This window comes from Trinickia sp. HAY1-2D (assembly GCF_056754935.1).
Genome location: NZ_JBPGWX010000002.1, coordinates 797,270 through 824,269, shown reverse-complemented (window position 1 = coordinate 824,269; position 27,000 = coordinate 797,270). Strand labels below are relative to the sequence as shown.

27 protein-coding genes, 1 tRNA gene, 3 pseudogenes and 1 riboswitch are annotated in these 27,000 nt (G+C 61.8%); of the genes and pseudogenes, 14 read left to right on the top strand and 17 right to left on the bottom strand.

Annotated elements, in window-relative coordinates; translation table 11 throughout:
* The first annotated feature begins 21 nt into the window (after positions 1-21).
* The gene (locus ACR9ZC_RS10820) at positions 22-483 is read left to right on the top strand and encodes a DUF3318 domain-containing protein (protein WP_481580266.1); all 462 of its coding nucleotides are present in this window, start codon (positions 22-24) and stop codon (positions 481-483) included.
* Positions 484-572: 89 nt separating this feature from the next.
* Here ACR9ZC_RS10820 and ACR9ZC_RS10815 read toward each other — a convergent pair whose 3' ends face one another.
* From ACR9ZC_RS10815 to glyA, 7 genes are all read right to left on the bottom strand, one after another.
* A complete protein-coding gene (locus ACR9ZC_RS10815; RefSeq protein WP_481580265.1) occupies positions 573-1,037 on the bottom strand; it encodes a type IV pilin protein in 465 nt (154 codons plus the stop codon).
* On the bottom strand, positions 1,038-1,580 hold the full coding sequence (locus ACR9ZC_RS10810; protein WP_481580264.1) for a pilus assembly PilX family protein: 543 nt from the start codon (positions 1,578-1,580) through the stop codon (positions 1,038-1,040).
* Positions 1,577-2,365 carry a PilW family protein gene (locus ACR9ZC_RS10805; RefSeq protein WP_481580263.1) on the bottom strand — a complete coding sequence of 263 codons (789 nt, stop codon included), beginning with the start codon at positions 2,363-2,365 and terminating at the stop codon, positions 1,577-1,579. Before ACR9ZC_RS10805 ends, ACR9ZC_RS10810 begins: the two co-directional genes overlap by 4 nt.
* Positions 2,366-2,409: 44 nt before the next feature.
* Positions 2,410-2,859 (bottom strand): type IV pilus modification PilV family protein, encoded by a 450-nt coding sequence (locus ACR9ZC_RS10800; protein ID WP_481580262.1) that lies wholly within the window; start codon positions 2,857-2,859, stop codon positions 2,410-2,412.
* Positions 2,856-3,443 (bottom strand): GspH/FimT family pseudopilin, encoded by a 588-nt coding sequence (locus ACR9ZC_RS10795; RefSeq protein ID WP_481580261.1) that lies wholly within the window; start codon positions 3,441-3,443, stop codon positions 2,856-2,858. Before ACR9ZC_RS10795 ends, ACR9ZC_RS10800 begins: the two co-directional genes overlap by 4 nt.
* 161 nt (positions 3,444-3,604) lie before the next feature.
* Complete coding sequence (gene nrdR / locus ACR9ZC_RS10790; protein WP_173256284.1) at positions 3,605-4,084, bottom strand: transcriptional regulator NrdR; 480 nt, start codon at positions 4,082-4,084, stop codon at positions 3,605-3,607.
* Between the two features lie 6 nt (positions 4,085-4,090).
* Complete coding sequence (gene glyA / locus ACR9ZC_RS10785) at positions 4,091-5,338, bottom strand: serine hydroxymethyltransferase (RefSeq protein WP_331567894.1); 1,248 nt, start codon at positions 5,336-5,338, stop codon at positions 4,091-4,093.
* Positions 5,339-5,509: 171 nt separating this feature from the next.
* A riboswitch (ZMP/ZTP riboswitch) is annotated at positions 5,510-5,609 on the bottom strand.
* Between the two features lie 302 nt (positions 5,610-5,911).
* Between glyA and ACR9ZC_RS10780 the strand changes: the two genes are divergently transcribed.
* The 10 genes from ACR9ZC_RS10780 (at position 5,912) to ACR9ZC_RS10735 (ending at position 14,429) form a co-directional block, all read left to right on the top strand.
* Entirely contained in the window at positions 5,912-6,658 is a 747-nt protein-coding gene (locus tag ACR9ZC_RS10780) for an SDR family NAD(P)-dependent oxidoreductase (RefSeq protein WP_481580260.1), read from the top strand.
* Positions 6,659-6,783: 125 nt separating this feature from the next.
* The gene (ybgC, locus tag ACR9ZC_RS10775; protein WP_331567896.1) at positions 6,784-7,254 is read left to right on the top strand and encodes a tol-pal system-associated acyl-CoA thioesterase; all 471 of its coding nucleotides are present in this window, start codon (positions 6,784-6,786) and stop codon (positions 7,252-7,254) included.
* Positions 7,255-7,412: 158 nt separating this feature from the next.
* Entirely contained in the window at positions 7,413-8,090 is a 678-nt protein-coding gene (gene tolQ, locus ACR9ZC_RS10770; RefSeq protein ID WP_173256280.1) for a protein TolQ, read from the top strand.
* Positions 8,091-8,100: 10 nt separating this feature from the next.
* Positions 8,101-8,550, top strand: coding sequence for a protein TolR (gene tolR / locus ACR9ZC_RS10765; RefSeq protein WP_331567897.1), 450 nt, complete (start codon positions 8,101-8,103; stop codon positions 8,548-8,550).
* Entirely contained in the window at positions 8,525-9,544 is a 1,020-nt protein-coding gene (tolA, locus tag ACR9ZC_RS10760; RefSeq protein WP_481580259.1) for a cell envelope integrity protein TolA, read from the top strand. The genes tolR and tolA overlap by 26 nt, the downstream gene beginning before the upstream one ends.
* A gap of 110 nt (positions 9,545-9,654) precedes the next feature.
* Positions 9,655-10,947 (top strand): Tol-Pal system beta propeller repeat protein TolB, encoded by a 1,293-nt coding sequence (gene tolB / locus ACR9ZC_RS10755; RefSeq protein ID WP_331567899.1) that lies wholly within the window; start codon positions 9,655-9,657, stop codon positions 10,945-10,947.
* 19 nt (positions 10,948-10,966) lie between these two features.
* Complete coding sequence (gene pal, locus ACR9ZC_RS10750) at positions 10,967-11,470, top strand: peptidoglycan-associated lipoprotein Pal (RefSeq protein WP_173256276.1); 504 nt, start codon at positions 10,967-10,969, stop codon at positions 11,468-11,470.
* A gap of 18 nt (positions 11,471-11,488) precedes the next feature.
* Complete coding sequence (ybgF, locus tag ACR9ZC_RS10745; protein WP_481580258.1) at positions 11,489-12,238, top strand: tol-pal system protein YbgF; 750 nt, start codon at positions 11,489-11,491, stop codon at positions 12,236-12,238.
* Between the two features lie 84 nt (positions 12,239-12,322).
* Positions 12,323-12,398: transfer RNA gene (locus ACR9ZC_RS10740), tRNA-Lys, on the top strand.
* A gap of 390 nt (positions 12,399-12,788) precedes the next feature.
* On the top strand, positions 12,789-14,429 hold the full coding sequence (locus ACR9ZC_RS10735; RefSeq protein WP_481580257.1) for an anti-phage dCTP deaminase: 1,641 nt from the start codon (positions 12,789-12,791) through the stop codon (positions 14,427-14,429).
* A 754-nt stretch (positions 14,430-15,183) separates the two neighbouring features.
* Here ACR9ZC_RS10735 and tnpC read toward each other — a convergent pair.
* The 6 genes and pseudogenes from tnpC to tnpB (ACR9ZC_RS10705) form a co-directional block, all read right to left on the bottom strand.
* Positions 15,184-16,158 (bottom strand): annotated as a pseudogene (tnpC, locus tag ACR9ZC_RS10730) (IS66 family transposase); the annotation flags it as partial.
* 48 nt (positions 16,159-16,206) lie between these two features.
* Positions 16,207-17,469 carry a group II intron reverse transcriptase/maturase gene (gene ltrA / locus ACR9ZC_RS10725; protein ID WP_481580256.1) on the bottom strand — a complete coding sequence of 421 codons (1,263 nt, stop codon included), beginning with the start codon at positions 17,467-17,469 and terminating at the stop codon, positions 16,207-16,209.
* Between the two features lie 774 nt (positions 17,470-18,243).
* The gene (gene istB, locus ACR9ZC_RS10720; RefSeq protein ID WP_481580255.1) at positions 18,244-19,011 is read right to left on the bottom strand and encodes an IS21-like element helper ATPase IstB; all 768 of its coding nucleotides are present in this window, start codon (positions 19,009-19,011) and stop codon (positions 18,244-18,246) included.
* 12 nt (positions 19,012-19,023) lie between these two features.
* Positions 19,024-20,547, bottom strand: a complete 1,524-nt coding sequence (gene istA, locus ACR9ZC_RS10715) for an IS21 family transposase (protein ID WP_481580254.1) — start codon at positions 20,545-20,547, stop codon at positions 19,024-19,026.
* 168 nt (positions 20,548-20,715) lie between these two features.
* Positions 20,716-21,186, bottom strand: a pseudogene (locus ACR9ZC_RS10710) (IS66 family transposase); the annotation flags it as partial.
* A gap of 29 nt (positions 21,187-21,215) precedes the next feature.
* Positions 21,216-21,401 carry an IS66 family insertion sequence element accessory protein TnpB gene (gene tnpB / locus ACR9ZC_RS10705; protein WP_481580253.1) on the bottom strand — a complete coding sequence of 62 codons (186 nt, stop codon included), beginning with the start codon at positions 21,399-21,401 and terminating at the stop codon, positions 21,216-21,218.
* Between tnpB (ACR9ZC_RS10705) and ACR9ZC_RS10700 the strand changes: the two genes are divergently transcribed.
* The 3 genes from ACR9ZC_RS10700 to ACR9ZC_RS10690 all read left to right on the top strand — a co-directional run bounded on the left by ACR9ZC_RS10700 (position 21,320) and on the right by ACR9ZC_RS10690 (position 24,716).
* Entirely contained in the window at positions 21,320-21,682 is a 363-nt protein-coding gene (locus ACR9ZC_RS10700) for a DUF5372 family protein (RefSeq protein ID WP_481582640.1), read from the top strand. The genes tnpB (ACR9ZC_RS10705) and ACR9ZC_RS10700 overlap by 82 nt on opposite strands.
* A 171-nt stretch (positions 21,683-21,853) precedes the next feature.
* Positions 21,854-22,318, top strand: coding sequence for a helix-turn-helix domain-containing protein (locus ACR9ZC_RS10695; RefSeq protein ID WP_481580252.1), 465 nt, complete (start codon positions 21,854-21,856; stop codon positions 22,316-22,318).
* 286 nt (positions 22,319-22,604) lie between these two features.
* Positions 22,605-24,716, top strand: a complete 2,112-nt coding sequence (locus ACR9ZC_RS10690) for a recombinase family protein (RefSeq protein WP_481580251.1) — start codon at positions 22,605-22,607, stop codon at positions 24,714-24,716.
* Here the strand turns inward: ACR9ZC_RS10690 and tnpB (ACR9ZC_RS10685) are convergent.
* The 4 genes and pseudogenes from tnpB (ACR9ZC_RS10685) to ACR9ZC_RS10670 form a co-directional block, all read right to left on the bottom strand.
* A complete protein-coding gene (gene tnpB / locus ACR9ZC_RS10685) occupies positions 24,698-24,937 on the bottom strand; it encodes an IS66 family insertion sequence element accessory protein TnpB (protein WP_481580250.1) in 240 nt (79 codons plus the stop codon). The two genes, ACR9ZC_RS10690 and tnpB (ACR9ZC_RS10685), sit on opposite strands and share 19 nt — an antisense overlap.
* Complete coding sequence (tnpA, locus tag ACR9ZC_RS10680) at positions 24,934-25,389, bottom strand: IS66-like element accessory protein TnpA (protein ID WP_481580249.1); 456 nt, start codon at positions 25,387-25,389, stop codon at positions 24,934-24,936. The genes tnpB (ACR9ZC_RS10685) and tnpA overlap by 4 nt, the downstream gene beginning before the upstream one ends.
* Complete coding sequence (locus tag ACR9ZC_RS10675) at positions 25,390-25,749, bottom strand: hypothetical protein (protein ID WP_481580248.1); 360 nt, start codon at positions 25,747-25,749, stop codon at positions 25,390-25,392.
* Positions 25,750-26,290: 541 nt separating this feature from the next.
* A pseudogene (locus ACR9ZC_RS10670) lies at positions 26,291-26,422 on the bottom strand (ATP-binding protein); the annotation flags it as partial.
* Positions 26,423-27,000 lie beyond the last annotated feature (578 nt).

Below are 27,000 nucleotides of genomic sequence, written 5' to 3'. Positions count from 1 at the left end.
AACCGAGATTCACTGCCCGCCATGAGCCAGACTACCGAGCATCACGCACGTGCCCGCGCGCACGGTCCCGTCAAGGACCTGAGTTCTCCGCAATTGCGCACGGTCCGCAAGGAGTTGCTGCTGTTGCGCGCCGAGGTCGAGCGTTCCGAGTTCGTGCACGCGCGTATGGAGCTTCATCACAGTCTGTCGAGCTTCGGCTGGCTGAAGCTGTTCGTCCCGGGCTTTTCCAGCCATCGGTCCAGGGCGGGCGGCAAGAGCATCAATGCCTCGCTGACCGATTGGTTCACCGGCCACCCGCTGGTGAGCTCGCTCGCGTCGTTGATACTGGCCAAGCCGCTGCGCGCGACGCTGGCCGCCGGCACCAAGCCGCTCATCAAGTGGGGATCGCTCGGCGCGGCCGCATGGGCGGGGTATCGCTTTCTCGCGCAAGCGATCCACCGCGAGCACGCGCGGTCGGCCACGCAGACCGGCGATGCGCCGTAACGCTTGCAGCGGTGCGCCGCTGAGCATTCTTATCTCCGCGAGCTGAGCCGAGCCGGTTCGATTTCCGCGGTTCATGTCCGCGCTTGCCGCTATCGGCGGCCCAGCCAGCAGCCAGGGTCCATGGTGCCGCGCGAGCCAGCTCGCCGGTTCATACGCGCGCCGAGCACATCCAGAATGAATGTCCCACATGCATCGCCCGCCATCGGGCCGGCATCGACAGGCCGCGCCTCCAGCGCGTAGTATCCGCTCGCGCGGTCGCCATCGACCACATGGAGCCGATAGATTGGCGCGCCGACAGGCGGCGCCTGGTCGAGTCCAGCCGGCAAGACGACCGCCCCGCCTGCATGTGCGTCCGTGCCCGCTTCCAGATACTGCGCCGCGCGGTAGAGCGCCATCGCAGCATCGGCGCGATGGGCGCGCGCCACATGCTCGCGGTAACTCGGCAGCGCGTAAGCGGCCAACGCAGCGACGATCGCCAGCGCAATCACCAACTCCATCAGAGAGAATGCCGCGGCCCAGCGAGCCGGCGTGCGCGTAGCGTCCCTGGCGTTCAATTACCGTCTCCTCGCGATGCGGCGCCAGTGACGCGATTCCTTACCCGCTTCGCGAACCACGAAGACCTGTGCCCACGCTTGCGCATCCACGCTTGCGCCAAAGCCTCTCGCCGTGACCACAAATCCCCGCGCGTGCGGCCGCTCCGCAATGCGCAGCCCTTCGATCAGACACTGAGGCGGCCTGCGACCACCGGGCCAGTTCGGTAGCGGCGCAAATGCAGCGGCATCGGCGAACGGATCGCGCTCTTGCCAACGCATCGCCTCCGCGCGGCTCGGCAGCAGCAGCGGCGCGCGGCCGGCCTCGTGCTCGCGGAGGCAAAGCTCGAGCGCGACATTGGCCGCCTGCATGCTATGCAGCGCATCCTCGAAGTTCGATGCGCGCCGCACACCCATGATGGTCGCGTCGAACGAGGCGATGGCCGCCGCCGATAGCATCGACGTCAGCATGAGCGCAACCGGCAACGCCGCCCCGGATGCCTGCCGGGCAAGACGGCAGGCGCGATGGGTCCGTGGCACCAGACCGTATGCCGACGCATTGCTCATCGGCCCGCCTGCTCGTGATTCCGTACCGCAACGCGGCGCCGGAATACCTGCCGAGCGTGACCGTCGAAATAGCGCGTCGCCACCGGGTCGCAATCGACGTGCTGGCCGCGTGCGTCCGTCCGCCTCCCGCGGACACGCACACAGATATCCACGGCAGTGACGTGCTGCCAATCGTTCGGCGCGACGGCATCGGCACGAACGGCTCGGGCGGCCCCGCGTATCCAATACCTGAAAGCCAGCCGTTCGACACCCGCAACAGCCGGTTGCCGGGCAAGACCGCCGTTGCCTTCGCAATAAAGCTCGGGGGTGCCGCCATCCCGCGATGTCCCCACGAAAAAACGATTGGAGACGACGACCGACTCTCCGGCTCGCCCGATACCCTGCCCCAGGCAATCCGTCGTTTGCCCCGCCTCGGTAGGCCACGTCGCCACGGCGTCGTCGACATAGCGGATAACGATGCCGTCGGAGCCGCTCGCATCGCGCTCGCAACGAAGCCCGCCCGCCGTTTCGACCGGATATCCCGACGTACAGCCGAATAGTCCCGGCGCGACATCTCCCGACAGCGCCGGCAACCCTGGCGGCACAAACCCCGCCATCTGGATCTGCTCGCTCATCAGCAACAGGGCTGTCATGCCGGCCTCGCGCATCAGCGCCGTATAGGCAGACGCGGCGTAAAACTGACGCACCGTATGGTAGAGCGACGCGATCATCGCCACGACGACGAGCCCCAGTGCCGTTGCAACCATCAACTCGATGAGCGTATGCCCGCGGCTGCGCCTCCCCACTGAGCCGCGCCTCATTGATTTCGCCCCGCGCGAAGCGCCCAGCCTCATGGCGTCGCCCCCAGAAACAGAGGCGCTACGCTGCAAGAAACCTCGGGGGCGGCGAACTCGGGCGGACATCCGTCGAAACGTATAGGGCGCGCTCGCCCAAGCGCGTGCCCACCCGCTTGCGAACTCGCCCAGCGCACGGCGACGAATGCGGCACCGCTACCTGCATCCCGTACGACGATGTCGCCACGCGGCAATGCCTGCATGGCCTGGACACGCCAGTACTCGATCTCACCCGCTGCCGCGGATCGTTCGCGCAGCGCATCGGCGGCCGAAGCCGCAATCAGCGATGCCACCTCGCGCTGCGCAGAACTCTTTTCGGTACGCACGGCCACGAACTGGCTCGAGATCGTGCCAACAAGAGACAACGCGGCGATGCCCAGTGCGATCGCAACTTCAAGCAGCGAGCCTCCGGTTTGCCGGCCCGGGATTCGCGGCGAGGCATTCATACGTGCCGCCCGCACTCGGCGCCCACCCTCGCCCGGCCGCCGGCAGCGATCGAAACGCAGCGCCTCGCGGCTTGCGCAGACGCGCCATGACGAGCGCCTGTCGGCGCGATCTCGAAGCTGCGAAACCCGCCGATCACCTGTCCGGCCGGCGGGCGAAACCGGATCGCATGCGCGGCGCCGCGGATCCGCACGCCGGGCGCCGGAACATGCGTGCGCAATACCCGCTGTCCGTAACCGGTTTCAAGCGCGACGACCCAACCCGTCGCCCAATCGACGGGGACACGGTCCCGGCCGAAGTCGTGTGCGCCGTTATGGACGCATCGTCCGTCACCATCAGTGCGGCAAATCACGACCGGCAAACCGATACGAACCGCTTCGCTGCGCGCGTACGACATGCTCGCCAGCAGCATGCGCGTGCTCGCTTCGACGCGCTGGCGTTGCTGCCAGGTCGCAAACGACGGTATCGCCAGCGTCGCGAGCAACAGCATCACGGCGCAGACGATCAGCGTTTCGACGAATGTGAATCCGCGCGCGTGCCGCGCACGTCGGCGCTCAATGCCTGCTCCGCTTGCACCGAACCGCATTCCCAGCTCCGTTGTCCGTTGTTCGATTCGATCAATCTAGCGGACGTGCACGTACAGCACCATCGTCCGTTCGGCCGAGTGGCGAGCAAGTATCGACGCGCCGACAATGGCGCGTCACGTCAATATGCAAGGGAATGAAAACGATGAAACGACTAGACCGATCAACGCTTGCGCGACGGTTTGGCGGGAGCGGCGCGACGAAACTCTTCGATGACGTCCTCGAATTCGGATACATCCTCGAAGCGCCGGTAGACCGATGCAAAGCGAACGTAAGCGATGGTATCGAGCTGACGCAGCTCGTTCATCACGAGCTCGCCAAGGCGCTCGCTGCGCACTTCGCGTTCGCCGCTGCCCAGCAATTGATACTCGATGCGGGCAACCGCCGCGTCGATCGCGTCCGCCGCAACCGGGCGCTTTCTAAGCGCCAGTTGCATGCTCGCGACAATCTTGCGGCGATCGAATTCGGTGCGGCTGCCATCCTTTTTCACCACCGCCGGCAACATGAGCTCGACTCGCTCGTAAGTCGTGAAACGCTTGTCGCAGGCCGGACACCGGCGGCGGCGCCGAATCGCGGCGCCGTCCTCGGATACGCGCGAATCGACGACCTGGGTATCCTCGTGCCGGCAAAAGGGGCAGCGCATGGTGGCTCAGCGATAAACCGGGAAGCGCTTGGTGAGTTCGGCAACCTGCGCGCGCACGCGCTCGATCGTCCCCGCGTCTTCCGGGTTCTCGAGCACGTCGGCAATCAGATTCCCCACTTGCTCCGCTTCTTGCGCACCGAAGCCACGCGTCGTCATGGCGGGCGAACCGAGGCGGATCCCGCTCGTGACGAACGGCTTTTCCGGATCGTTCGGAATCGCGTTCTTGTTGACGGTGATATGCGCCGCGCCCAGCGCGGCTTCAGCCGCCTTGCCGGTGATGTTCTTCGCGCGCAGGTCGACCAGCATCACGTGGCTTTCCGTACGGCCCGACACGATGCGCAAGCCGCGCTTGACGAGCGTCTCGGCCAGCACGCGCGCATTATCGACCACGCGCTGCTGGTAGGCCTTGAACTCAGGCGAGAGCGCCTCCTTGAATGCGACAGCCTTCGCGGCGATCACATGCATGAGCGGGCCGCCCTGAATGCCGGGGAAGATGGCCGAATTGATCTGCTTCTCGTATTCGGCCTTCATCAGGATCACGCCGCCGCGCGGGCCGCGCAGGCTCTTGTGGGTCGTCGTCGTGACGAAATCGGCATGGGGAACCGGATTGGGATACACACCGGCGGCGATGAGCCCCGCATAGTGCGCCATATCCACCATCAAATACGCGCCGACCGATTTCGCGATCTTCGCGAGGCGCTCGAAGTCGATCTTCAGCGCGAACGCCGATGCGCCGGCAACGATCAGCTTCGGCTTGTGCTCCTCGGCAAGCTTGGCCGCGGCGTCGTAGTCGATGTCTTCCGCCTCGTTCAAGCCGTAGCTGACCACATTGAACCACTTGCCCGACATGTTGACCGGCGAGCCATGCGTCAGGTGACCGCCTTCGGCGAGGCTCATGCCCATGATCGTATCGCCCGGCTTGAGCATCGCGAAAAAGACACCCTGATTCGCCTGCGAGCCGGAGTTCGGCTGCACGTTCGCGGCCTCGGCGCCGAAGATCGCCTTCACGCGCTCGATGGCCAGTCGCTCGACGATGTCGACGTATTCGCAGCCACCGTAATAGCGCTTGCCCGGATAGCCTTCGGCGTATTTGTTGGTGAGCTGCGAGCCCTGGGCGGCCATCACGGCCGGACTCGTGTAGTTTTCCGATGCGATCAGTTCGATGTGTTCTTCCTGACGGCGGTTTTCCTGTTCGATCGCTTGCCAGATCTCGGGATCGATGGCGGCAATGGTGCTTTGGGCTCTGTCAAACATACGGATTCCGTTGAAGGTTTACAGGTTGGCCGAAATGCGCGGAATGCATACGAACGTACGCTTGCACTGGATGGCGGAGGGGCCGGCACTGGCGTGGCGGAAAATTCGAATGGTCGAAGCTCCGTTGCACCCGCGGGGCAACCGCCGCTGCGCAAGCGAACGCGCGCGGTTTTCGGCTGCCCAGGCGAACGGCAAAACGGCACCTTGCGCTTCACGGTGGGTCGCTCCACCTTGACCCCGGAGGGTGTTATCGCCAGTTACGCAAGGGCTGAGCGCGTTAGTGTACTGGCAGCGCAACCAATAGGCAATTGGCCGGCCACAGTGCCAGCACGGCCGCATCGCGGCGCGCTTGCGCGCACCGCTTCCCGCGCCGACCCTCCCGCGAAAGGTAGCCGGAGCCCTCGGCGCGCGCCCGCAGCCCAATGGAAAGCATTTCGAAAGAATCGGGAGCATTCATACCGCGACCGGGGTACGGCGGGTATCATCGGCCCGTTCCGTTTTTCGCCTTCGGTAGTTCTTGCTTATACCGGCAAGGCCATGAGGCCTGCCGGGTTCGACCAGTCAGGAGCAGCAATGATCGTTTTAGTCACGGGCGCATCCGCCGGCTTCGGCGCCGCCATCGCTCGCAGTTTCGTCAATGGCGGCCACCGCGTGATCGCCACCGCTCGCCGCCTCGATCGCCTGGAGGCGCTCGCCGAGGAGCTTGGACCGGCACTTTTGCCGCTCGAGCTCGACGTGTGCGACCGCGCCGCCATACAAGCGTTGCCGGGGCGGCTGCCCGAGGCGTTCGCGTCCGTGGACGTGCTCGTCAACAATGCGGGGCTCGCCCTTGGACTGGAACCCGCACAGCGGGCCGATCTCGACGATTGGTCCCGGATGATCGAGACGAACTGCACCGGCCTCGCCGCCGTCACGCATGCTCTGCTGCCAGGAATGGTCGAGCGCAATCGCGGCCATATATTCAACCTCGGCTCGACGGCGGGCAGCTACCCGTATTCGGGCGGCAACGTCTACGGGGCAACGAAGGCTTTCGTGCACCAGTTCAGCCTGAATCTGCGCGCCGACCTCTCGGGTACGGCCGTACGCGTCACCTGCGTGGAGCCGGGGCTCTGCGGCGGCACGGAGTTTTCGAACGTGCGTTTCAAGGGAGACGACACCAAGGCAGCCGGCCTCTACCGCGGTGTAACGCCGCTTTCGCCGCAAGACATCGCCGATTCGATCTACTGGATCGCCACGCTGCCCGCCCACATGAACGTCAATACGATCGAGCTGATGCCGGTGGCGCAATCGTTCGCGGGCCTGTCGATCCATCGTGGCTGAAACCGCTCGGCAACGCCCACGGTCCGAGCGCGTAGGCATGGCCGGACGACCGTATCCGGTGCCCTGCGTCCTGCGCTCGACATGTAATTTCGAGATGGTCGTACGGGTTCCGGTAAAATGCGCCCATGAATATGCCTAGCAGTCGCCCAGCAACGGGCCGCGGCTTTTTATGGCCGCTGCGCGTGTATTACGAAGATACGGATGCGGGCGGCATCGTCTTTTACGCGAACTACCTTAAGTTCTTCGAGCGCGCGAGAACCGAATGGCTCCGCGCGTGCGGCATCGAACAAGGCCGCCTCGACCGGGAGATCGGGATCGTCTTCGTCGTACGCGGCACGGCGCTCGACTATCGAGCGCCCGCGCGTCTGGACGATCTGCTCACGATCGAGAGCCACATCGAGCGGCTTGGTCGCGCGAGTGTCGATTTCGTGCAACACGCGTGGTGCGACGATCGCCTGCTTGCCACCGGCGAGATTCGCGTCGCCTGCGTCGAGCGCGCCACGTTCAAACCCGCGCCCATTCCACCCGACGTGCTCGCAGCGCTGCGGCGAGGCCCCGGAGTCGTGCACGCCGGAATGTCAACGGCCGATGCATGAACACCGTTGAGAGTTCGTCAGTGGCCTTGTATTGTCCGCATCGTTACCCAATGGAGCTCGGCTGCGCGTGCCGCCGAGCTTTCAGGTTGCCGACTGGGACCGCTTCGGCGGCTTGCCGCCCATGATGGCCGCCCTTCGGATGCAAAAGCAAAATATCTATGAACAACGCACAAGATCTGTCGATTATTTCTCTTGTCCTCAACGCGAGCGTCCTCGCGCAGGCCGTCATGGGGCTCTTGCTGCTGCTGTCCCTGATGTCCTGGACGTTTATCTTCCGCAAGTGGTTTGCCATTCGGCGCGCCCGCGCGCAAACTGAACAGTTCGAACGCGACTTCTGGTCGGGCGGCGATCTGCAAGCGCTCTATCAGAGCGCGGCGAACAACCGCCATACGATCGGCGCGCTCGAGAGAATTTTCGAATCGGGCATGCGTGAATTCTTGAAAGGCAAGGAAAAGCGCCTGAACGATCCCGGCGCGATCCTGGATGGCGCGAGGCGTGCCATGCGCGCAGCGTTTCAGCGTGAAATGGACGCACTCGAAGCCAATCTCGCGTTCTTGGCATCGGTCGGCTCGGTGAGCCCATATATCGGCTTGTTCGGTACCGTATGGGGGATCATGAACGCCTTCCGCGGTCTCGCGAACGTGCAACAGGCAACGCTCGCCAACGTCGCGCCGGGGATCGCCGAGGCGCTGACGGCGACGGCGATCGGCCTTTTCGCCGCTATCCCGGCCGTGGTGGCATACAACCGTTACGCGCACGACATCGATCGCCTCGCGATCCGCTTCGAAACGTTCATCGAAGAATTCTCGAATATCTTGCAGCGCCAGGCGCATTAAGGAGCACGCGATGGCCGGCTCGACCAATCGTTCGTCCATGCGCGGCAGCCGCTCCCGCCGCGCGATGTCTGACATCAACGTCGTCCCTTACATCGACGTGATGCTCGTGCTGCTCGTGATCTTCATGGTCACGGCGCCGCTCGTCGCACCGTCGATCGTCAATCTGCCCACGGTGGGCGGTGCGGCACCGCAACAACAAACACCGCCCGTCGTGGTGAATATCGGCGCGGACGGCAAGATGAGCGTTCGTTACAAGGACGACGCGGGCGCGACGCAACAGGAACAGATGACCCGTGCGGAGCTGACCGGCTTCGTGACCGAGCGCGAAACCTCGCACCCCGATCAGCCGGTGGTCATTGCCGCTGACAAGACGGTCAAGTACGAAGCCGTGATGCAGGTCATGTCGGATTTGAAGGCGCGCGGCGTCAAGCGCGTTGGGCTGCTCGTTAAATCGCAATGAAACCCGGCAAGTCGGATTCCTTCCCCCGCAACCGCCCCGCGAACGCGGGACGACGCGAGCGTTCACGCTCGCGCTCTTGATGCACGTGTTGCTCGGGTTATTCCTCTATCACGGCATTCATTGGCAAAACAGCACGCCCGCGGGGGCTGAAGCCGAGTTGTGGACCGATATTCCGCAGCAGCAGACGCCGCCCCCGCCGGCCCCGCCCGTGCGTGTAGCGCCGCCTGCTCCGCCGGTCCCGGACGAGCAGGCTGACATCGCGCTGCAGCAGAAAAAACGCCAGCAGCAGGAAGCCGCCGCGCGCGCGGCGTTGCTCGAGCAGCAGGAACGTCAGCGGCAACTCGCCGAGCAAGAGGCACAGGCGAAACGGCAGCGCGAGCTCCAGCAGCAGGCCGAGCTGGCCGCGCAAAAGGCCGCGGCCGACAAACTCAAAAAGCAGCAGGCGGAGAAGCTTCGCCAGCAGCAATTGGCCGAGCAGCAAAAGCAGGAGCAGCTCAAGCAACAGAAGGAAGAGGAACTCAAGCAGCAGCAGGTCGAAGCGCAAAAGAAGGCGGAGGCCGAGAAAGCGGCAAAGGCCAAGGCCCTGGCGCAGCAGCAGGCGAAACAAAAACAGCAGCTCGACCAGGAGCGCCGCGCGCGGCTCGCGCAGTTGCAAGGCCTCGCCGGTGAAAGCTCGAGCGGCAACGGGCTCGCCAAGGGCGGCACCGGAACGGGCTCGGGCGGCACGGCCGCCTCGCCCGGATACGCGGACAAAGTGCGCAGGCGGGTGGCGCCGAACGTTCATTGGCCGCCGGACAACTCGCTCGAAACGCTGATCGCCGTGCGTTGCGCGCCGACAGGCACCCTGCTGTCGGCAACGATCCAGCACAGCAGCGGCAATCCGGCATTCGACGACGCTGCGCTGCGTGCGGTACGGGAGTCCGATCCAATGCCGCTCGATACCAATGGGCAGGCGCCGGCGAGCTTTTCCATCAAGGTAAGACCACCGCAATAACGAACGCCGCGGGGGTGGCAAAGTCGGCGCGATGGACCGGAAGCGGGAACGAAAGATGCACTCGACGGTCTCTTTGCAGTTGTGACAACTTGTTTTTTGGGATTTCTCGCATGAGTTTGATGACGAAGCTAGGCTTGAAGACATGGGTGGCGTCGTGCCTGATCGCTGCATGTGGTGCCGCGAACGCGGAGCTGACCGTCGTCGTGACGGGCACCGGTTCGGCGCAACTTCCGATCGCAACGGCGAATTTCGCGAATGAAACCAGCGCACCGCAGCAGATCAGTGCGATCGTGCGCGAGGATCTGAAACGCAGCGGCAAATTCACGAATATCGATGCGGGCAGCGCCCCCGTCTCCGAGACCGATTCGGTCGACCTCGGCGGTTGGAAGGCAAAAGGCGCCGATGCGTTCGTCGCGGGCAGCGTGACGCGCGCCGCGAACGGCACGTATGAAGTGCGTTTCAAGCTCTACGACACGGCCAAGCAGCAAAACCTCGGCGGCCTGTCGTTGACCACGCCGGAAAGCGGTCTGCGCATGACTGCGCACAAGATCGCCGATTACATCTATCAGAAGCTGCTCGGCACGCGCGGCGTCTTTGCGACGCGGCTTTCCTATGTCGTCAAGAGCGGCAACCGCTACTTGTTGCAGGTCTCGGATTCCGACGGTCAAGACGTGCATGTCGCGCTGTCGAGCCCCGAACCGATCATCTCGCCGGCGTGGTCGCCTGACGGCACGAAGGTGGCCTACGTATCGTTCGAAAAGCGCAAGCCGATCGTGTATGTCCACGATTTGCCGACGGGCAGGCGCGTCATCATCTCGGACCAGAAGGGCAACAACAGTGCGCCCGCGTGGTCGCCGGACGGCCGCACGCTGGCGGTCGCGCTCTCGCGAACCGGCAACACGCAGATCTTCGCAGTCAACGCGGACGGCAGCGGCTTGCGGCGCCTTTCGCAGAGCGGCTCGATCGATACCGAACCGGCCTACTCGCCCGATGGGCAATGGATCTACTTCACGAGCGACCGAGGCGGCCAGCCGCAGATCTACCGGATGCCCGCGCAAGGCGAGCAAGCGGGCGCGGCGCAGCGCGTGACTTTTACGGGTAGTTACAACACAAGCCCGCGTGTGAGTCCGGACGGCAAGCAACTCGCGTATATTTCGCGCGTCGGCGGCGCATTCAAGCTCTACGTGCAGGATTTGCAAAGCGGCGTGGCAACGGCGCTTACCGATACGACACATGACGAATCGCCGAGCTTCGCGGCGAACGGTCAGTACATTCTTTACGCCACTCAGGTGAACGGCCGTGGCGTGCTGGCCGCAGTCTCGACGGACGGTCGGACGCGGCAAATCCTGTCCGTTCCGGGCGGCAGCGTACGCGAGCCGTCCTGGGGTCCGTTTATGCAATGACACACAAGGAGAGTAAGAAATGATGTCGAAACTTCGTATGGTGTTTGCAGCGTTGCTCGTGGGCGCGTTGGCAGCCTGCCATTCGGGTGTGAAGCTCAACGACAAAGGGACCACTGGCACGGTCGGCCAACAGCCGAATCCGAACGCAGTGGCGCCCGTCACCGTCGACGAGCTGAACAATCCGAACAGCCCGCTCGCCAAGCGCAGCGTGTACTTCGACTTCGACAGCTATTCGGTCAAGGACGAATACCAGTCGCTGCTGCAGGCCCATGCGCAATACATGAAGAGCCACCCGGACCGCCACATTCTGATTCAGGGCAACACCGACGAGCGCGGCACGAGCGAATACAACCTCGCGCTGGGTCAAAAGCGTGCCGAAGCCGTGCGCAGCGCGCTGCGCACACTCGGCGTGCCCGATTCGCAAATGGAAGCCGTGAGCCTGGGCAAGGAAAAGCCTTTGGCCCCCGGTCATGACGAGGCATCGTGGGCGCAAAACCGCCGCGCGGACATCCTCTATCAATAAAGGTAACAGGCGACGTATATGAAGCACCGTTTTTCCTGGCTGCGCGGCGTCGCAGCCGCCGGCATGACTGCCTCGGCGCTTGTCGCGCTGCCTGCTCACGCCGGCATATTCGACGACGACCAGGCTCGTCAGGCGATTCTCGACTTGCGCAGCAAGACCGATAATCTCGCGAGCCAGTTGTCGGCGGCCCAGCGGGCGCTCCTCGACCAGTCCAATCGCATCGATCAGCTCAATCAGCAGGTCGCGACGTTGCGCGGGCAAAACGAGGACATGGCCAACCAGCTGACCACCCTGCAAAAGCAGCAAAAGGATTACTACACCGATCTCGACGGGCGGCTCAAGAAGTTCGAGCCGCAGCAGCAGACTGTCGATGGGGTGCAGGGCACGGTGCAGCCGGGCGAAACGGATGCTTTCAACAAGGCGTCGCAGGAATTCCGGGCGGGCGACTTCAAGACGGCCGCCGCATCGTTTCGCGACTTCATCGCGAAGTACCCGCAAAGCCCCTATCAGCCGACGGCGCAGTACTGGCTCGGCAATGCGCTTTATGCGCAGCGGGACTACAAAGGTTCGACCGCGGTCTGGCAAAACATCGTCAAGAACTACCCGCAGCATCCGCGCGCGCCCGAGGCGTTGCTGGCAATCGCGAACAATCAGCTGGAACAAGGTCAGAAGGCGCAGGCCCGAAAGACGTTGCAGCAGATCGTGTCGCAGTATGCCGGCTCGGAAGTGGCGCAATCGGCGCAGACCAAGCTGGGGCAGATCAAGTAAGGAGGCGGGTCGGGCGGCACGGCAAGATGGCGCGAGCCCAAGCTTGACGATCCGCCCTCCCCCCTCTATAATTTTTCGTCTTTCGGGTCGTTAGCTCAGCTGGTAGAGCAGCGGACTTTTAATCCGTTGGTCACTGGTTCGAATCCAGTACGGCCTACCAAGAAATTCAAGGGCTTAGCTTCGGCTAAGCCCTTTTTCTTTCGCCGCAAATCCTCGACTGCTCCGCAAACGCCTGGCAGGCCCCGCCAGTCACCCAACCGCCAACACTACTCCCGTCAACTGTCACTAAGGTGGCCTGCTCGCCAGCTAAGATCTTCTTGGGTACCGCATCTTGTTAGCAGCTCTTCGCCGGTCAGCCCCAAGATAACTCGATACCCTCCGCACGGAGTAACAGCTTGGGCTGAAACCCGCCAACGGAGCCACGCCCAAACCCCACCGGAAAATCGTCAGGAATAGCTGCTTCCGTTCGCCGCATTCTTACGCAGGCTGCGTCACAACCGCGATTTTCCAGATATTCTTTAGGAAAATCACACTTTCCGGGCGGGACGGAATGGCCAAATCCAATCTTGAAGTTGTAACGGAACCGCGACGTGAGCGACGTAGAGCGGAGCGATTTGATGATCAGAATGCAATCGACAAGTCGCTAACGGCCGAGATTGTTATCGCCCTGTGCGGTCCCATGGGCACGCCACTGCATGACGTCGCAAAGACAGTTAAGGAGTTGCTCGAGGGCAACGACTATCGCTACGAAGAGGTCTCGATTATTCGGCTCAGCGACGAGATAAGGCGGCTCGCCGCCCTATCCGCATCAAAAGGTTCGACTAAACAGTTGATCGAGGCTGGAAACGAGCTACGACGACATCATGGCAACGCCTACTTAGCCCGCGTGGCCATTAAGAAGATCACTCTCGCGCGCGAGGAGCTCAACGTCACTGAGAGCGCTACTCAGCAGGCGGAATTGTTTGAACGCGATGACTCCTCCGACACCGACTTGAAGCCGATCTTGTCTATCCGGAGCTGCCACATCATCGATTCAATAAAGAACATCGACGAGTTGCGTCTGCTGCGATCTGTGTATGGCGACATGCTGCACGTAATTGGCGTTTATTCCCCGGTTGAAATGAGGATCGACAAGCTCTCTAGGCGGGCGAATCGGGGCGACCATGTGCACCAATTAATAGACCAAGACTCGGGAGAAGAGGTGGACTATGGACAGCAAGTGCGAGATACGTTCCCCCTGTCTGATTTCTTTCTACGCGTGGACTCGGGCACAGATTCACAGTTACGCTCTCGAGTAAAGCGGTTCTTGGACCTGATGCTTGGAACGCGAATCGCAACGCCGACTCCGAACGAACGGGCCATGTACGCCGCATATTCAGCAGCACGTAACTCGGCGTGTTTGTCGCGGCAAGTAGGCGCCTCGATTACAAGTAAGGAAGGTGAAATACTTGCAGTAGGTTGGAACGACGTGCCACGTCCATTCGGGGGTCTATATGAATCTCTCGACTCCGGGGACTCGGTTGACGCCGATCATAGATGCTGGAATCTAGACGGGGGACATTGCTTCAACGATGAGGAAAAGGACATCATGGCCGATGCCGTTGTAACGCGGATGATTCAGCGACACATTATCGACGAGAGCAAACGGGGCGAAGCGGTCCAGCTTATCCGGCACGACACACAACTGAAGGGCCTCATTGAATTTTCCCGGGCAGTCCACGCCGAGATGCACGCGCTGCTCAACGCGGGGGCCGCCCATGGGTCCAAAGTTCGCGGCGGAAAACTCTTTGTGACAACGTATCCATGCCACGCGTGCGCGCGCCATATCGTCGCTGCAGGCGTCAGAGAAGTGTATTTTCTGGAGCCCTACCGCAAAAGTTTGGCCACGAAGCTTCATTCCGACGCGATCACTGAGCGTGAGGCGGACAAGGAAAAGGTGCGTATCCTCCCTTTTGACGGAGTCGCGCCATCACGTTTCCTCAAATTTTTCTCAGCCCAGGACGAGGGACGCAAAGATCCACAGAGCGGAAAAATGAGATCTAGATCGGCGTACCCTGTTACCGCCATCACGCTAGAGGCAATCCCTACTCTTGAGTCGATGGCCGTTCGTAGTCTACAATCGGCCGAACCGCAAGCTCTAGCGCCGAGCCCTGCCCCAGATGCTGCGGGCGGTGGCAGCGATGCCCTATGAGCGTCTACCGGGGGGGATATGGATCGGGACAAGCAACTTAGTCTGAACTTCGAACCGCCACTGGAGCCTCCAGCGCCCGCAGGTTGCCGCTTGGTGTCAAATTGCACACAAACTCTGGCAAGCGCCGAGGTCGTGTTGTTGCCCACCGGCACGGAGCGAGCGCGAAAGAAGGCTCTGGAGCGAGAAAGGGAGCTACTCAAGCGCGTCTTACGCCGCTCACTACACTTCTGAATTTGACGAAAAGGCCGCCTTCAGGCGGCCTTTTCGTCTTGCGGGCGAACCCGGGCGGTGCCAGAGAGAAATCTCCTATCGCAGCACTGAGCGAAGCGACCAACGGCATGATGCGCTCTTGAGCGAAGTAATGCATGCGATGCGTGTCGACTTGCAGCCAAGTGGCACCACACATCCTCGTCGCGAGTTTCATTTTCTGGCCCCACCATCCCAGACCGCCGAGACCAACACTCGCAAGGAATAACGGATCCATTGAGACGCATGATTACCGCGTTCAATACACCGGGAAACCGGCGTCCCTGTGGAAAAGGGTAGAACTGTTGCAGGCCCCGGATTCGCGGATCCCACCCATTCGGGCTGCCGTCTAGCGACGACCTCTACTTGCCTCGCGCTCGCCTGCAACACGGGCAAGTATATGCGGCTTCGCGAATATAGCCATGCGCACGGCCGGGAGCTACTGGCTCGGACGGCGACCAATTGTAAGCGTGTCGCGAGCGCCGTCTTGACGGCGGGGGCGTGATGTTTAGTTGGCGTTGCGGAACTGATCCGCTACAACCCACGGCATGAGTTGGTCCACGCGGTTGATCGCGTGATCGGCGATTCGGGCCAGTACGAAGCGCAGATAGGCCTCGGGATCGATCTCGTTAAGTTTTGCCGTCCCGATGAGGCTGTAAATCGCGGCGGCACGTTCACCACCGGAGTCCGCGCCGGCAAACAGGTAGTTGCGCCTTCCAATGGCCACTCCACGCAATGCGCGCTCGACCGGCAAGTTGTCGATCTCTAGCCGGCCGTTGTTGCAATAGCGTGTGAGCGCTTCCCATCGGTTCAGCGCATAGAGAATGGCCCGACTCGTATCGGATTTCTTTGAGAGCGTCTCTAGCGTGGCGGTGAGCCAGGCGTGAAGCTGATCGAGAAGCGCTCGGGCATGTGCTTCTCGATACGCGCGACGCTCATCGGGCGGTTTGCCGCGTATCGCGTCCTCGATCTTGTACAACGCGCGGATACGCTCGAGCGCTTCGGTATTCAGTGCATTCGGGCGTGCTGCGTGCAGCTCGTAGAACTGCCGTCGGGCATGCGCCCAGCATGCGGCTTCCTTCACGCGACCGGTCTCGTAGATAGCCTGATAGCCGCCATATGCATCGGCTTGCAGCGTGCCGCTGAACGACGCGAGATGTCGTTGCGGATGGATGCCTTTGCGATCCGGCGTGTAGGCAAACCACACCGCTGGTGGCGTCGCATCAGCCGAGGATCGATCGTCACGCACATAGACCCACAAGCGCCCAGTCTTCGTCTTGCCGTTGCCCGGTTCGAGCACTGGCACTGGCGTATCGTCGGCATGCAACTTCGTCGCCGCCATCACATGCCGGCGTAACGCATCGACCAGTGGTTGTAAGAGCGTCGCGCCGTGGCCGACCCACTTCGCGAGCAGCGAGCGATCGAGCTCGACGCCCTCACGCGCATACATGACCGACTGCCGATACAACGGGAAGCGAGTCGCGCGGGGGAATCTCACCCCCACGCGCTCCCAGAACCGTACGTGAGCCTCTCAACTCATACGGCTCCCAGCACCCGGCCGGCCATACAGAAGGGACCAGTGAGCAAATAACCCGGGCTGGGCCCGGATGATCTTCGCAAGCCACGCACGCGCGCCACGAGGGCGCTCACGAAATCGCTTGAACTTGCGAGCAACCCACCGGAGAAGGTGCGCATCAATCCGACGCAAAGTCGGATACAGCGCCGACTTGTAGAAGCAACTGAAGTAACCGATCCAGCCGCGGATGTATGGATTGAACATCCGGGCAAGATCGGTCAGCCCCTTGTCGCTGCGCCTCTGGAGGCCCCAGTTACGTACCGCCTTGCGAACCTCTTTGAGCGCCCGAGGGCTTGCGCCGGGCAGAAACGAAACTCCGTAGAGTCCCCCGCGCCACTGCGCCAACCGAGGCCGGAATGTATAGCCAAGGAAGTCGAAGCTAACGCACGGGTACTCGCCCTTGCGGTTCGTGTCCTTGCAGTAGACAAGCTTCGTCTTCTGCGGGTGGAGCGCGAGACCACACGAGCGGAGCCGCTCATCCAGACGTGCCCATAGCGCCTTTGCCTGTCGCTCAGTGCGGCAATGACAGATGATGTCGTCGGCATACCGCTCGAACGACACCCCCGGCATTGCGCGCCCGAGCCAGACATCGAACGCGTAGTGGAGAAACAGGTTAGCTAGAAGCGGAGAAATAACCCCGCCTTGCGGCGTGCCCCTGTCCCTCGCAACAAGTTCACCATCATCAAGCATCGCAGGCGCCTTCAACCAACGTTCGATATAGAGAACCGCCCAGACGCAGTCGGTATGCCGACGAATCGCCTTGAGCAGCAGCTCATGATCGATGTTGTCAAAGAAGCCCTTGATGTCGATATCGAGCACCCAGTCCGATCGCCAGCACCGCTCGCGCGCCGTCCTGATTGCATCAATCGCCGACCGACCGGGGCGATATCCATACGAGTCCGCGTGGAACACGGGTTCCAGTATCGGCTCAAGATATCGCCGGACAACCTCCTGTGCGATGCGATCTGCAACCGTGGGAATCCCCAGTGGTCGCGTACCGCCTCCCGCTTTCGGTATGTCCACCCGTCGAACAGGCGGAGGCATGTAGCTTCCGGACGACATTCGATTCCAGAGCTTGTACAGATTGGCGGACAGCTTCGCCTCGAACTCTTCGATTGATTGCCCGTCCACTCCAGCCGCTCCGTGGTTGGCCTTCACTCTTTTGAAGGCTTCCCACACGTCCCGCTTCTGGATAGAAAACGGCTTTGCCCGCGTCATGCAGCTCCTCCCGTTATACGGTTGGCCGCAGCCGAAGGCTGGATACCATGGCCCCTTCGGTCCAGCTCCATTACAGCGCCTTCAACCCTACTACGAGCCATTCTGCCCCTGTGCCCCGCATCGGTACTCTGGGTCTCGCAGGGATCGCCTGCTCGACCGTCTCCCTTCGCATCGGGGCGACAGGTTCTCCTGTTCCGCATGAGAGCCTGGTCCACGTTCACGCCGCCTTCGAGCCGGATGCCGCGCGGGCCGGGCTTCAGGACTCCGCCCGCACTCATCCCGGAGCGACCACCAGCTCCGGTTCTGACATCAACGATACGCTTTCGGCAGTTCATCGACGGTTCGCTCTCGCTCGTCTCCGTGGACCTTACCTGACGGAATCAAAGTTCCGCCTTTCCCACAACGCTCACCACCATCGCTCTTTACGACAGCAGCTTGTGGCGGTTTGAGACCGGCTCCTGATCGCCGGCCCCGAGGGGCCCTCCCTCATCTCTCATGCAGTTCCACACCCCGAACTTCAGGATGTGTTCCAGGACACACTGTGATCTGCGAACTTCGAGACCAGCAGGTGCGCGAGCAGTCCAGGGCCCGCGAGGCCGCGCTCGATGGGGCGACTCGGCGCTGCTGCCTGTGCGATGTGATCGCAGCACGCGCAGGCGAATTTGGGCCGCACATGACGGATTGCGTATTTCGGCGAACGTGACCGCCGATTTCGGGAACGTGACCGATTCGGCGGGTTTTGGCGTTGCGCGGTGTCGATTGTAGTTTTCCTCGCTAGTTTTGGTCGAGTTCGGGCTCCGGAACGTTGGGTTTAAGGGCCGCTTTTCTGAGCGATTCGCCGGTGAGCGTGATCCGATGATGCCGCTGCATGAGCCGATCGAGCATCGCATCGGCAATGGTCTCGTCGCCGATCCAGCCATGCCAGTGTTCGATCGGTAATTGGCTGGTGACGATGGTCGCCTTGCCTGCGGCGCGGTCGTCGATCATCTCGAGCAGATCGTTTCGAACCGTCGCATCGAGGGGAGCCATCCCCCAATCGTCCAGCAGGAGCACATCAACGCGGGCTACTTGTAGCAACCATTTGGTGAAGCCGCCGTTGCCGTGCAGCACGCGCAGCTCTTCGCTCATGCGCGGCACGCGCAGATACAACGCCGAATGTCCGCGCCGACAGGCGTATTGCGCGAGCGCACAGGCCAGCCACGATTTGCCCGCGCCCGTTGGGCCGCTGATGAGCAGGCTGTAACCGGCTTCGACCCAATCACCGAGGGCGAGGCTCATGAGCGAGCGCGAGTCCACGCCTCGGCCGGCGCGGGTGTCGAGATCTTCGATGGCGGCCTGCGGATACTTCAAGCGTGCTTGCTTAAGCAGGCGTGTGCGGCGCCGATCATCACGCCAACTGGCTTCCCGGTCGACCAGGAGTGATAGCCGTTCCTCGAAGCTGAGACTAACCGAACCAGGTTGCGTCAGTTGTTCTTCAAGGCCGTCGGCGAAGCCGTCAAGCCTCAGCGCTCGCAGTTGCGTCAATGTCTGTTGCATCATCATGGCGGGTTCTCGTTATTGGTAATAGCTGGGGCCGCGCACGTGCGCGTGACTCGGGCTGACCCAGTCGGCAGGCGTTGCCGCCGCAGCGCGGTCGCGGTTATTGATGAGGATGTCGCGCACATGGCGGTACCGGTGTACGCCCAGTTCCAGCGCCAGCGCACACGCCGCTTCGAGGCGCTCGCGGCCATAGCGGCGAGACAGCGAGAGCAACCCGAGACATGCCCGATAGCCGTGCTCTGGATGGCGTTGCTCCTGCAGCAATCGGGTGACGAGCACGCCAGTTGCCGCGCCGATCTGCTGGCCCCAGTGAATCAATCGCTGGGGCGTCCATTCCAGGTGGGCACGGTGGGCCGCCGGCATGTGTTCGACGACCGTTGTGTAGCCACCTACGCGATCGCTGCGAGCATGACTGGCAACGCGGCGGCCGCGATGCAATAGCTCGACGGCGCCCGCCGTGATGCGCGCATCGAGCTTGAGACCGACCAGGGCGTGCGGCACGCTGTAGCGGTGTTTGTTGATCTCGACGTGATAGTCGATGTGAACTGTCACCGTCTTGAAGCGCGCGAGCTCATAGGGCTGGGCGGGCAACGGTTGCAGTGCCGGTGCGTCGAGGTCGGCGAATGCGCTCGCACGACATCCGGGCAGTTTCTGGAACGGGCGCTCGTTTAGGTTCTTGAGCAACGGCCGGATTGCGTCGTCGACCGACTGGACCGATGCGAACCGGTGATGACGCAGGCGCGCCATGATCCAACGCTCGACGACCTGGACCGCAACTTCTACCTTCGGTTTATCCTGCGGGCGATACACGCGTGCAGGCAGGAATGAAGTGCCGTAATGACGCGCGAAGTCCAGCACGGTGTCACCGGCGCGGGGTTCGTAGCGGTCGGGATCGGCGATCATCGCGCGCGGGTTATCCGGCACGATCAGTTGCGGCACGCCGCCATAGAAGGTCAGCGCGCGCGCAATGCCGCCCAACCAGTCCTCCATCGTCTCGGCCGGCGTCGCGCACGCGAACGTGTAGCTCGAGGCACCCATGGCGGCCACGAACACGTGCGCGCGTCGCCCGCTGGTCAGCGGCAATGTGGGACCGGCGAAGTCAACGAACAGTTTCTCGCCGGCGCGGTGGATCTGACGCATCGAGCGCTTAAGACGCTTCGTGAACGCCTTGTAGTGCTCGCAGAATTGCGTGTAGCGGTAGGTTTGCCGGTCGGCGAACTCGGCCTGGTACTCCTCCCACAGCAGGGTCAGCGTCACACCTTTGCGGCGCAGTTCCTGATGGATGCGCCCGTAATCGGGCTGGGCGTAGGCGGCTGGTCCTGTAGGCTTGCCGAGTAGCCGTCGCTCGAGCTCGCCTTCGTCCATGTCGCAGGCACTTGCCCAGTCCAGCCCGGCGGCGCCCGCCAGTCCGACGTACTTCGTGACCACGCCTTTGGAAATGCCCAGCGACGCGGCGATCCGATCGTGCGAGAGGCCGCCGTCGAATTTAAGTCGTAAAACGTCCTTGATCATGCGCATGTTCATCCGGTGCGCGGGCATGTTCTCTCCGGCCAAAGCCGGCGAGCATAGCCCGCGTGGTTGATGTCATGCGCAACGCCAATCCTGCCTTCCGGTCCGCTCGGTCACGTTCCCGAAATGACCGGTCACGTTGCCGAAATCGTCGGTCACGATCCCGAAACGGCCGGTCACGTTCGTCCGAAATACGCAACGGATCACGCGGAAGCTCGCAGGCACGTACTCAAGTTGTTCGGCAACGTCTTCGCCCAGCAGCTTCAGCTTGCCGCCGCATTCCGAGCACGTCACCGTCGATTCCGGCAAATGCGTTTGCACCTCCCGCGGCAGATGCTCCGGCAGCGGTTTGCGAGGCGACTGTTCCGGCGCTGTGCGAGGTGTCTTGGGGATTTCGATCGGAGCGGCGCCTTCGTCGGCCTCCAGCTCTTCGAGCCGCAGTTCGAGTTGCTCGATCTGGCGATCAAGCTTCTCCGACTTGCGACCGAACTGCATGCGGCGCAGCTTCGCAATCAGCAGCTTCAGATGCTCGATCTCTGCCTTGGCGGTGGCGTTTGCCGCCTTATGCGATTCGACCACGTCCTCGAGATGCCCAATGCGAGCATCGCGCTCGAGCAGCATGGCTTTGAGCGCTTCGATGTCGTCTGGATAGGCGTTGGCCGCAGTCATGCCCGCAGTTTACGCGGCGGCCAGCACGTTTACAACGCCGATGTCGGCTCCGTCGTTCGTATCGGCTGGCGCCAGTCGATGCCTTCGAGCAGCATCGACAGCTGGGCTTGGCTCAGGCACACAACGCCGCCATCTGCGCGGGGCCACACGAATCGGCCCCGTTCCAGGCGTTTGTAACATACCTCGGAATGCAGGCCTTGTCGCTCCCTCGACACGGCTTGTCCGCATAACTCATCCCTTCCATCCCTTCAGTGGCCGGCAACTCGTCTGCGTCGGCGAGCGCTATAACCGCTCTGGCAAGCGTCTCTTGCTGCGCATCGACGACAAGTCGGTGTGCTCGGTACCTCCGAGGTGGACGGATATGACTGAGCCCGAGCCCGAAGTCACGATAGGGCAACAGCGCGCACTGTTCACAGTCGCGGATCTGATGGAGCTTGCATTTCTCGTGAGACGCCTCTCTTCGCGCAGGGACGCTGAGATCTCCTCGTCGTTGTAAAGCGAATTATGTCGCATGTGTAAAATAATTAACGCCGCAATCTCTGGTCTTCTGTCGGCGCATGCGCACAATCTACGCAAATTATAAGCGAACACGGCCGTGAAGACAGCTTGACAAGGTTCATTGTGCGGCATAATTTAATTACAAATGGAAGCAGCCCCCGGAGCAAACGTGCCAACGAATGAACGCAGGCGCTCGAAGACCGATGTTCTCGCGGAGGACGGCACGCTGAATCCGGCACCGGAGAGCGTTCGTGATCCGAAGTTCTGCGAAGGCGGATTCTTCGATCCCCGCGACGCTGTGCAGGTCAAGTACGAGATGTTGCGCCGCGTCTCCGTCGAGAAGGCGTCGGTCACCGAGATCGCCGACGAATACGGTGTTTCGCGACCAACCTTCTACCAGGCGCGGACGGACTTTGAGCAAGGCGGGATCGCGGGGTTGGTTCCGAGGAAGCGAGGACCGCGCGGTCCACACAAGATACAGGGTGACGTGTTGGCCTTTCTCAAATCGCAGTTCACGCCCGGAGAGCCGATTCGAGCACGCGAACTGGCACAGCTGGTTCGAAAGGAATTTGGTCTTGATGTACATCCGAGAACGATCGAGCGTGCCCTCGGTGTAAAAAAAACGGCGGAATAGCGCGATCCGATGCTTGGCCGTTGGTAGTTTCATCTGCAATCGCTGCGCAATACGAAGTGCTGCGTTCCGCTGTGCTTGGCGAGGCCCTGCCTCCAGAAGCGCGTCGCGGACTCAGCGTCCTTCTTGCTCGAGGCATGTGGGCGTGGGCACGCATGATGGTCCCAACGTGTGCTCCGCTGGATCCGGTCGTTACCCGGTCCTCGCCGTACGTACAGTCCTTCGAGCGCCAGAGCATCATCTATGCACTAGCAGGCATGGCTGTGACGCTCAACGAACGGAGAACACCATGAACGCATCGCTTAAAGTTCAACCTCACCACCTCGAACGGAGCGCTTACCTTTACGTCCGGCAGTCGTCGATGCGGCAAGTCGTCGAGAACGTCGAGAGCACGAAGCGGCAATACGCCCTGCGTGGGCGCGCAACCGCGCTCGGTTGGCGCGACGAGCAAATCGTCACGATCGATAGCGACCAGGGAGAGTCCGGAGCATCGGCGTCCTGGCGCGAAGGGTTTCAACGGTTGGTTACGGATGTTGGCATGGGACGCGCGGGCATCGTCATGGGCCTGGAGGTCTCACGCCTGGCGAGAAACAATGCCGACTGGCATCGGCTGCTGGAAATCTGCGCGCTTGCGGATACGCTCATCCTTGACGAGGACGGAGTCTACGATCCGGCGACCTTTAACGATCGGCTCCTGCTTGGACTCAAAGGAACAATGAGTGAAGCCGAACTGCATGTTCTCAAAGCACGACTACGCGGCGGAATCTTGAACAAGGTCAACCGCGGCGAGTATCGCTGTCTGCTACCAACAGGCTTTGTATATGACGAACTCGGCAACGTAGTGCTTGATCCGGACTCCCAGGTCAGAGAGACCATCGCGTACTTCTTCGAGACGTTCTGGCGGGTCGGCTCCGCCAGTCAGACGGTCAAGGTCTTCAAGAATGAAGGCCTTCTCTTCCCGTCCCGCACGCACAATGAGAAGTTCGTCACTTTCCAGCACCTTTCCGCGTCGACGGCACTTCGGATGCTGAACAATCCGCGCTATGCAGGTGCTTACGCCTATGGCCGACGGCAGTATCGGAGAATTGCCGACGGGCGGAAGGTGCCTCGACGACGTGATCGCGATGACTGGCTTGCCTGTATCCCTGACGCCCATCCCGGATACATCACCTGGGAACAGTTTCAGCAGAACCTCAAGGTTCTCGAAACGAATGGTCGTGGGTATGAAGTTGCGCGATCGTCGCCGCCTCGCGAGGGAGCGGCATTACTGCAGGGACGTGCCATCTGTGGACGTTGCGGCAGGCACTTGCGGCTCCGGTATGCCACGCGACGCGGACGACAGGAGGCGTGGTATATCTGCGATCGCGCCCAAGGCACCCGCGGAGAGCCTTGTTGCCAGTCGATTGCTGGAGCCCCGATCGATGAGGCGGTTGGTGCATTAGTTGTCGCCTCGATGACTCCGGCCGCAGTCGAGCTGGCATGGGAGATTCGCAGGGAGATCGAAGCGCGCCACGATGAAGCCGACCAGTTACGCCTGCGCGCCATCGAACGCGCCCAGTTCGACGCAGATCTTGCGCAACGGCGTTTCATGCTAGTGGACCCGAACAACCGTCTGGTTGCCGACACCCTCGAGCAGGAATGGAACGACAAGTTGCGTGCATTGGCCGACGCCAGGGAACAAAGGGAGCGCAGTCAGCAGCAGGAGCGTCTTGTGCTCGACGATGCGATCCGCGACCGGCTCGTCGTCATGACGGCTGACTTCAACACGCTTTGGAGAGACCAGTCCTTGGCGAATCGGGAGCGTAAGCGATTGCTCGCCTACATCATCGAGGACGTCACGCTGGTCAAACTTCCAGACGAAGGAACAACCAAGATTCACGTTCGTTTCAAGGCAGGCAAGACTGAAACGCTCACGGCACAGAATCCCAAATCCTCGGCACAACAGGTCAAGACCCGGCCGGAGGTCCTGGCGCTTATCGACAAGCTTCTGGATAGCCACACATGTCCAGAGATTGCGGAAATCCTCAACGATCAAGGTATCCGCCCGGGCGGTTGCGTCCGACCAGGTAAGGGCAACATTCGATTCACCGCGTTGCGCGTCTCGTACATCGCTCAGCGAAACGGACTCCGATCGCGTCGCGACAGACTGCGAGATCGTGGCATGTTGACGAGATCCGAAGCCGCTACACGTCTCGGAATCCACGTCGCAACGCTCATGAGGTGGGTGGAGTACGGTCTCGTCATCAGACACGCCTACAACGATTACGCGTTTCTCTACGACGTCCCCGATTCGAACCCACCAGTGAAGCATAGCAGTCGATGGGATCGACTTACCGACCGAGTAGCAGCTGCTCGAGCGACAGCGGATCAAAACGCTCCAATTCAACTGAAGGAGTTGTAGTATGAAGCCAGATAGTTCATCAGAAGACACATGCCGTCGCCGCTCCACCACAGCACTTTGACCAGATCGCCGCGCTTGCCTCGGAACACGAACACGTGGCCGCTGAAGGGATCGCGTTCCAATACGGTCTGGACCTTCGCTGCCAAGCTGTTGAAGCCCGAGCGCATGTCGGTCACACCCGCGGCCAGCCAGACCTTTGTGCGGCTGGGCAGCCCGATCATGCTGCCGATTCCGATGTGTTGCGCAACATGCACAGCACCAGCCGTAACGTGGCCTCGTTGGGCGAGCCTTCGATTCGAACGCGAGTGTTGCCGACGTTGATTTCGATGGCGCCCACCGCGGCGGCGCCGATGACAGGCGTCGGCGTCGCGGACGAAGCCGGCCGCTCGAACTGTGGCGCCGCTGCTTCCACCGTTACGGGCAACAATCCCGCCGGATCGTATTCGCCGGCGCGCAACGCTCGACGCCATTTGAATAGCAAATTCGTGTTCACCCCGTGTTCCATCGCCAGGCGCGCCACGGATACGCCTGGCTCGCAAGCCAGCGTCGCCAGGCGCCGTCGAAACTCGATGGGGTGATTCGGAATGCCTTTGCGTGAAGTTCTCTTCGGTGCCTCTGTTGACACTGTGGTCCCCGCTACTCGTGTGGTGGGGCCTACTCTGGCAACATTCATTCACACCGTCGAGACGGTACCGGCGACACGCTTACGACCAATTCGCCATACGGCCGGTCCACTCCACACGATCCCAACGGCGATAACGAAGCTGGCAACCAGTAAAACACCAGCGACCACATCCTCGTGGCCCTCGACACCCACCGCACCGAACACGCGAAACAACGGATCGAGTACGGCATAGCCGCGTTCGCTGTACAGCCACCCAGGGATCGCGTCGATTCGAGTCAGAATGAGAAAGACCGGAACGGTCAGCACAATTGCCAGCAACACGCTTAACAGTCGCCTCATCGCGCGAGCACGGAAGAACGCCTCATGCCTGAGCGGACGCGTATTGTGCGCCAGCAGCAACTGCCACACGTTGCCGCAGCCGTCTACCACAACGGTTTCGCAAGAAATGCCCCCGCTTCGCAGTTGCCCTGTCAGCTCATCGGCAGCAATGGCACGATGCGCCTACCGAAACATCAGCGAGGGTATTCGATCATGTCCATTTCTCCGGTGGGGGGCCCGTCGTCTGCCGACGACAGCCATGGCGAAGCAAAAGCGATCGGAGATACGAGCGCGGGCGAGCCCACTGTGCCGCCAGAAGCGTCCGGCGCAGTAGCCGGCCTCAAGAAGCGCATTCCGTCTGCTAGCGGACACAAGCCGCGGCAAGTCGACGAATCCAGGTCTGGCGCCCCAAGTCTTGAAGCCTCCTCATCTTCGACTGGCGTCCCGGCCGAAGATCGCCCGCCACTGCAACCGCCGCGCAATCTGAGCGCGGCCTTCGGGTACAACCGCCCCGAACCACCGGCCGAAGACGCAACGCCGTCCGATCCAGCGCAAACCTAACGGGTGTCAAGCCTATTCGAATTCTGAGCCACTTCGCGCGTGAGCGCGCAAAGTAAAAGTGAGCCAGTAGTTAGTTCTTCGATGCCGGCACGTGGCCGGCTTTGCGTTGCTGTTCAAGTCGGTAGCTGTCTCCTTTGATCTGGATCATGTGGGCGCGGTGCAGGATGCGGTCGAGCATGGCCGCTGTTAGCGTGGCGTTGCCCGACGACTGACAGCGATAGCGTCTTGCCATCGCGGTTAGCAGCATCCGAATAATCGGCGACGATGTGCTCCTGCCAGGCCGGCCTTCCCAGATTTTGAGAGCGGGCGTGCATCGATCGGCGCACAACTTCAGCTGACCGATCGGTGCAACACCCGGGAAATCTTCCCTATACGCCTCACGCTCGAGACGTGGGCCACGGTTGTTTCGGTGATCCTCATGTGATAACTCGCAAGAAGCACCGCGGCTCTCCAGCTATGTTCGATCACGACACCCACCGAATTACCCGAATTGCCAAGCATGCGAAATTGCAGATCGCACTGAAGTGGCATGTTTAAAAAAATTCACCGGCAACTAAAGTCTTTGATTCTCGCTTCATTGCATCACTGCATTGATAGCATTGGTGTCTGAGCTGCCGGACCACGCAGTCAAGTCCGCAAACCGCCCTTCGCGGCCTGGACAAAGACCGGCCTCGGCAAATTCTTTCCCACGAACGTTGCGACGCCCGCGGACGCCATCCTGCCTGTCCGGCAGGCGACATTGCGTTCGACCGAATCATCGCGTTGCCTATTTCTTGAAAA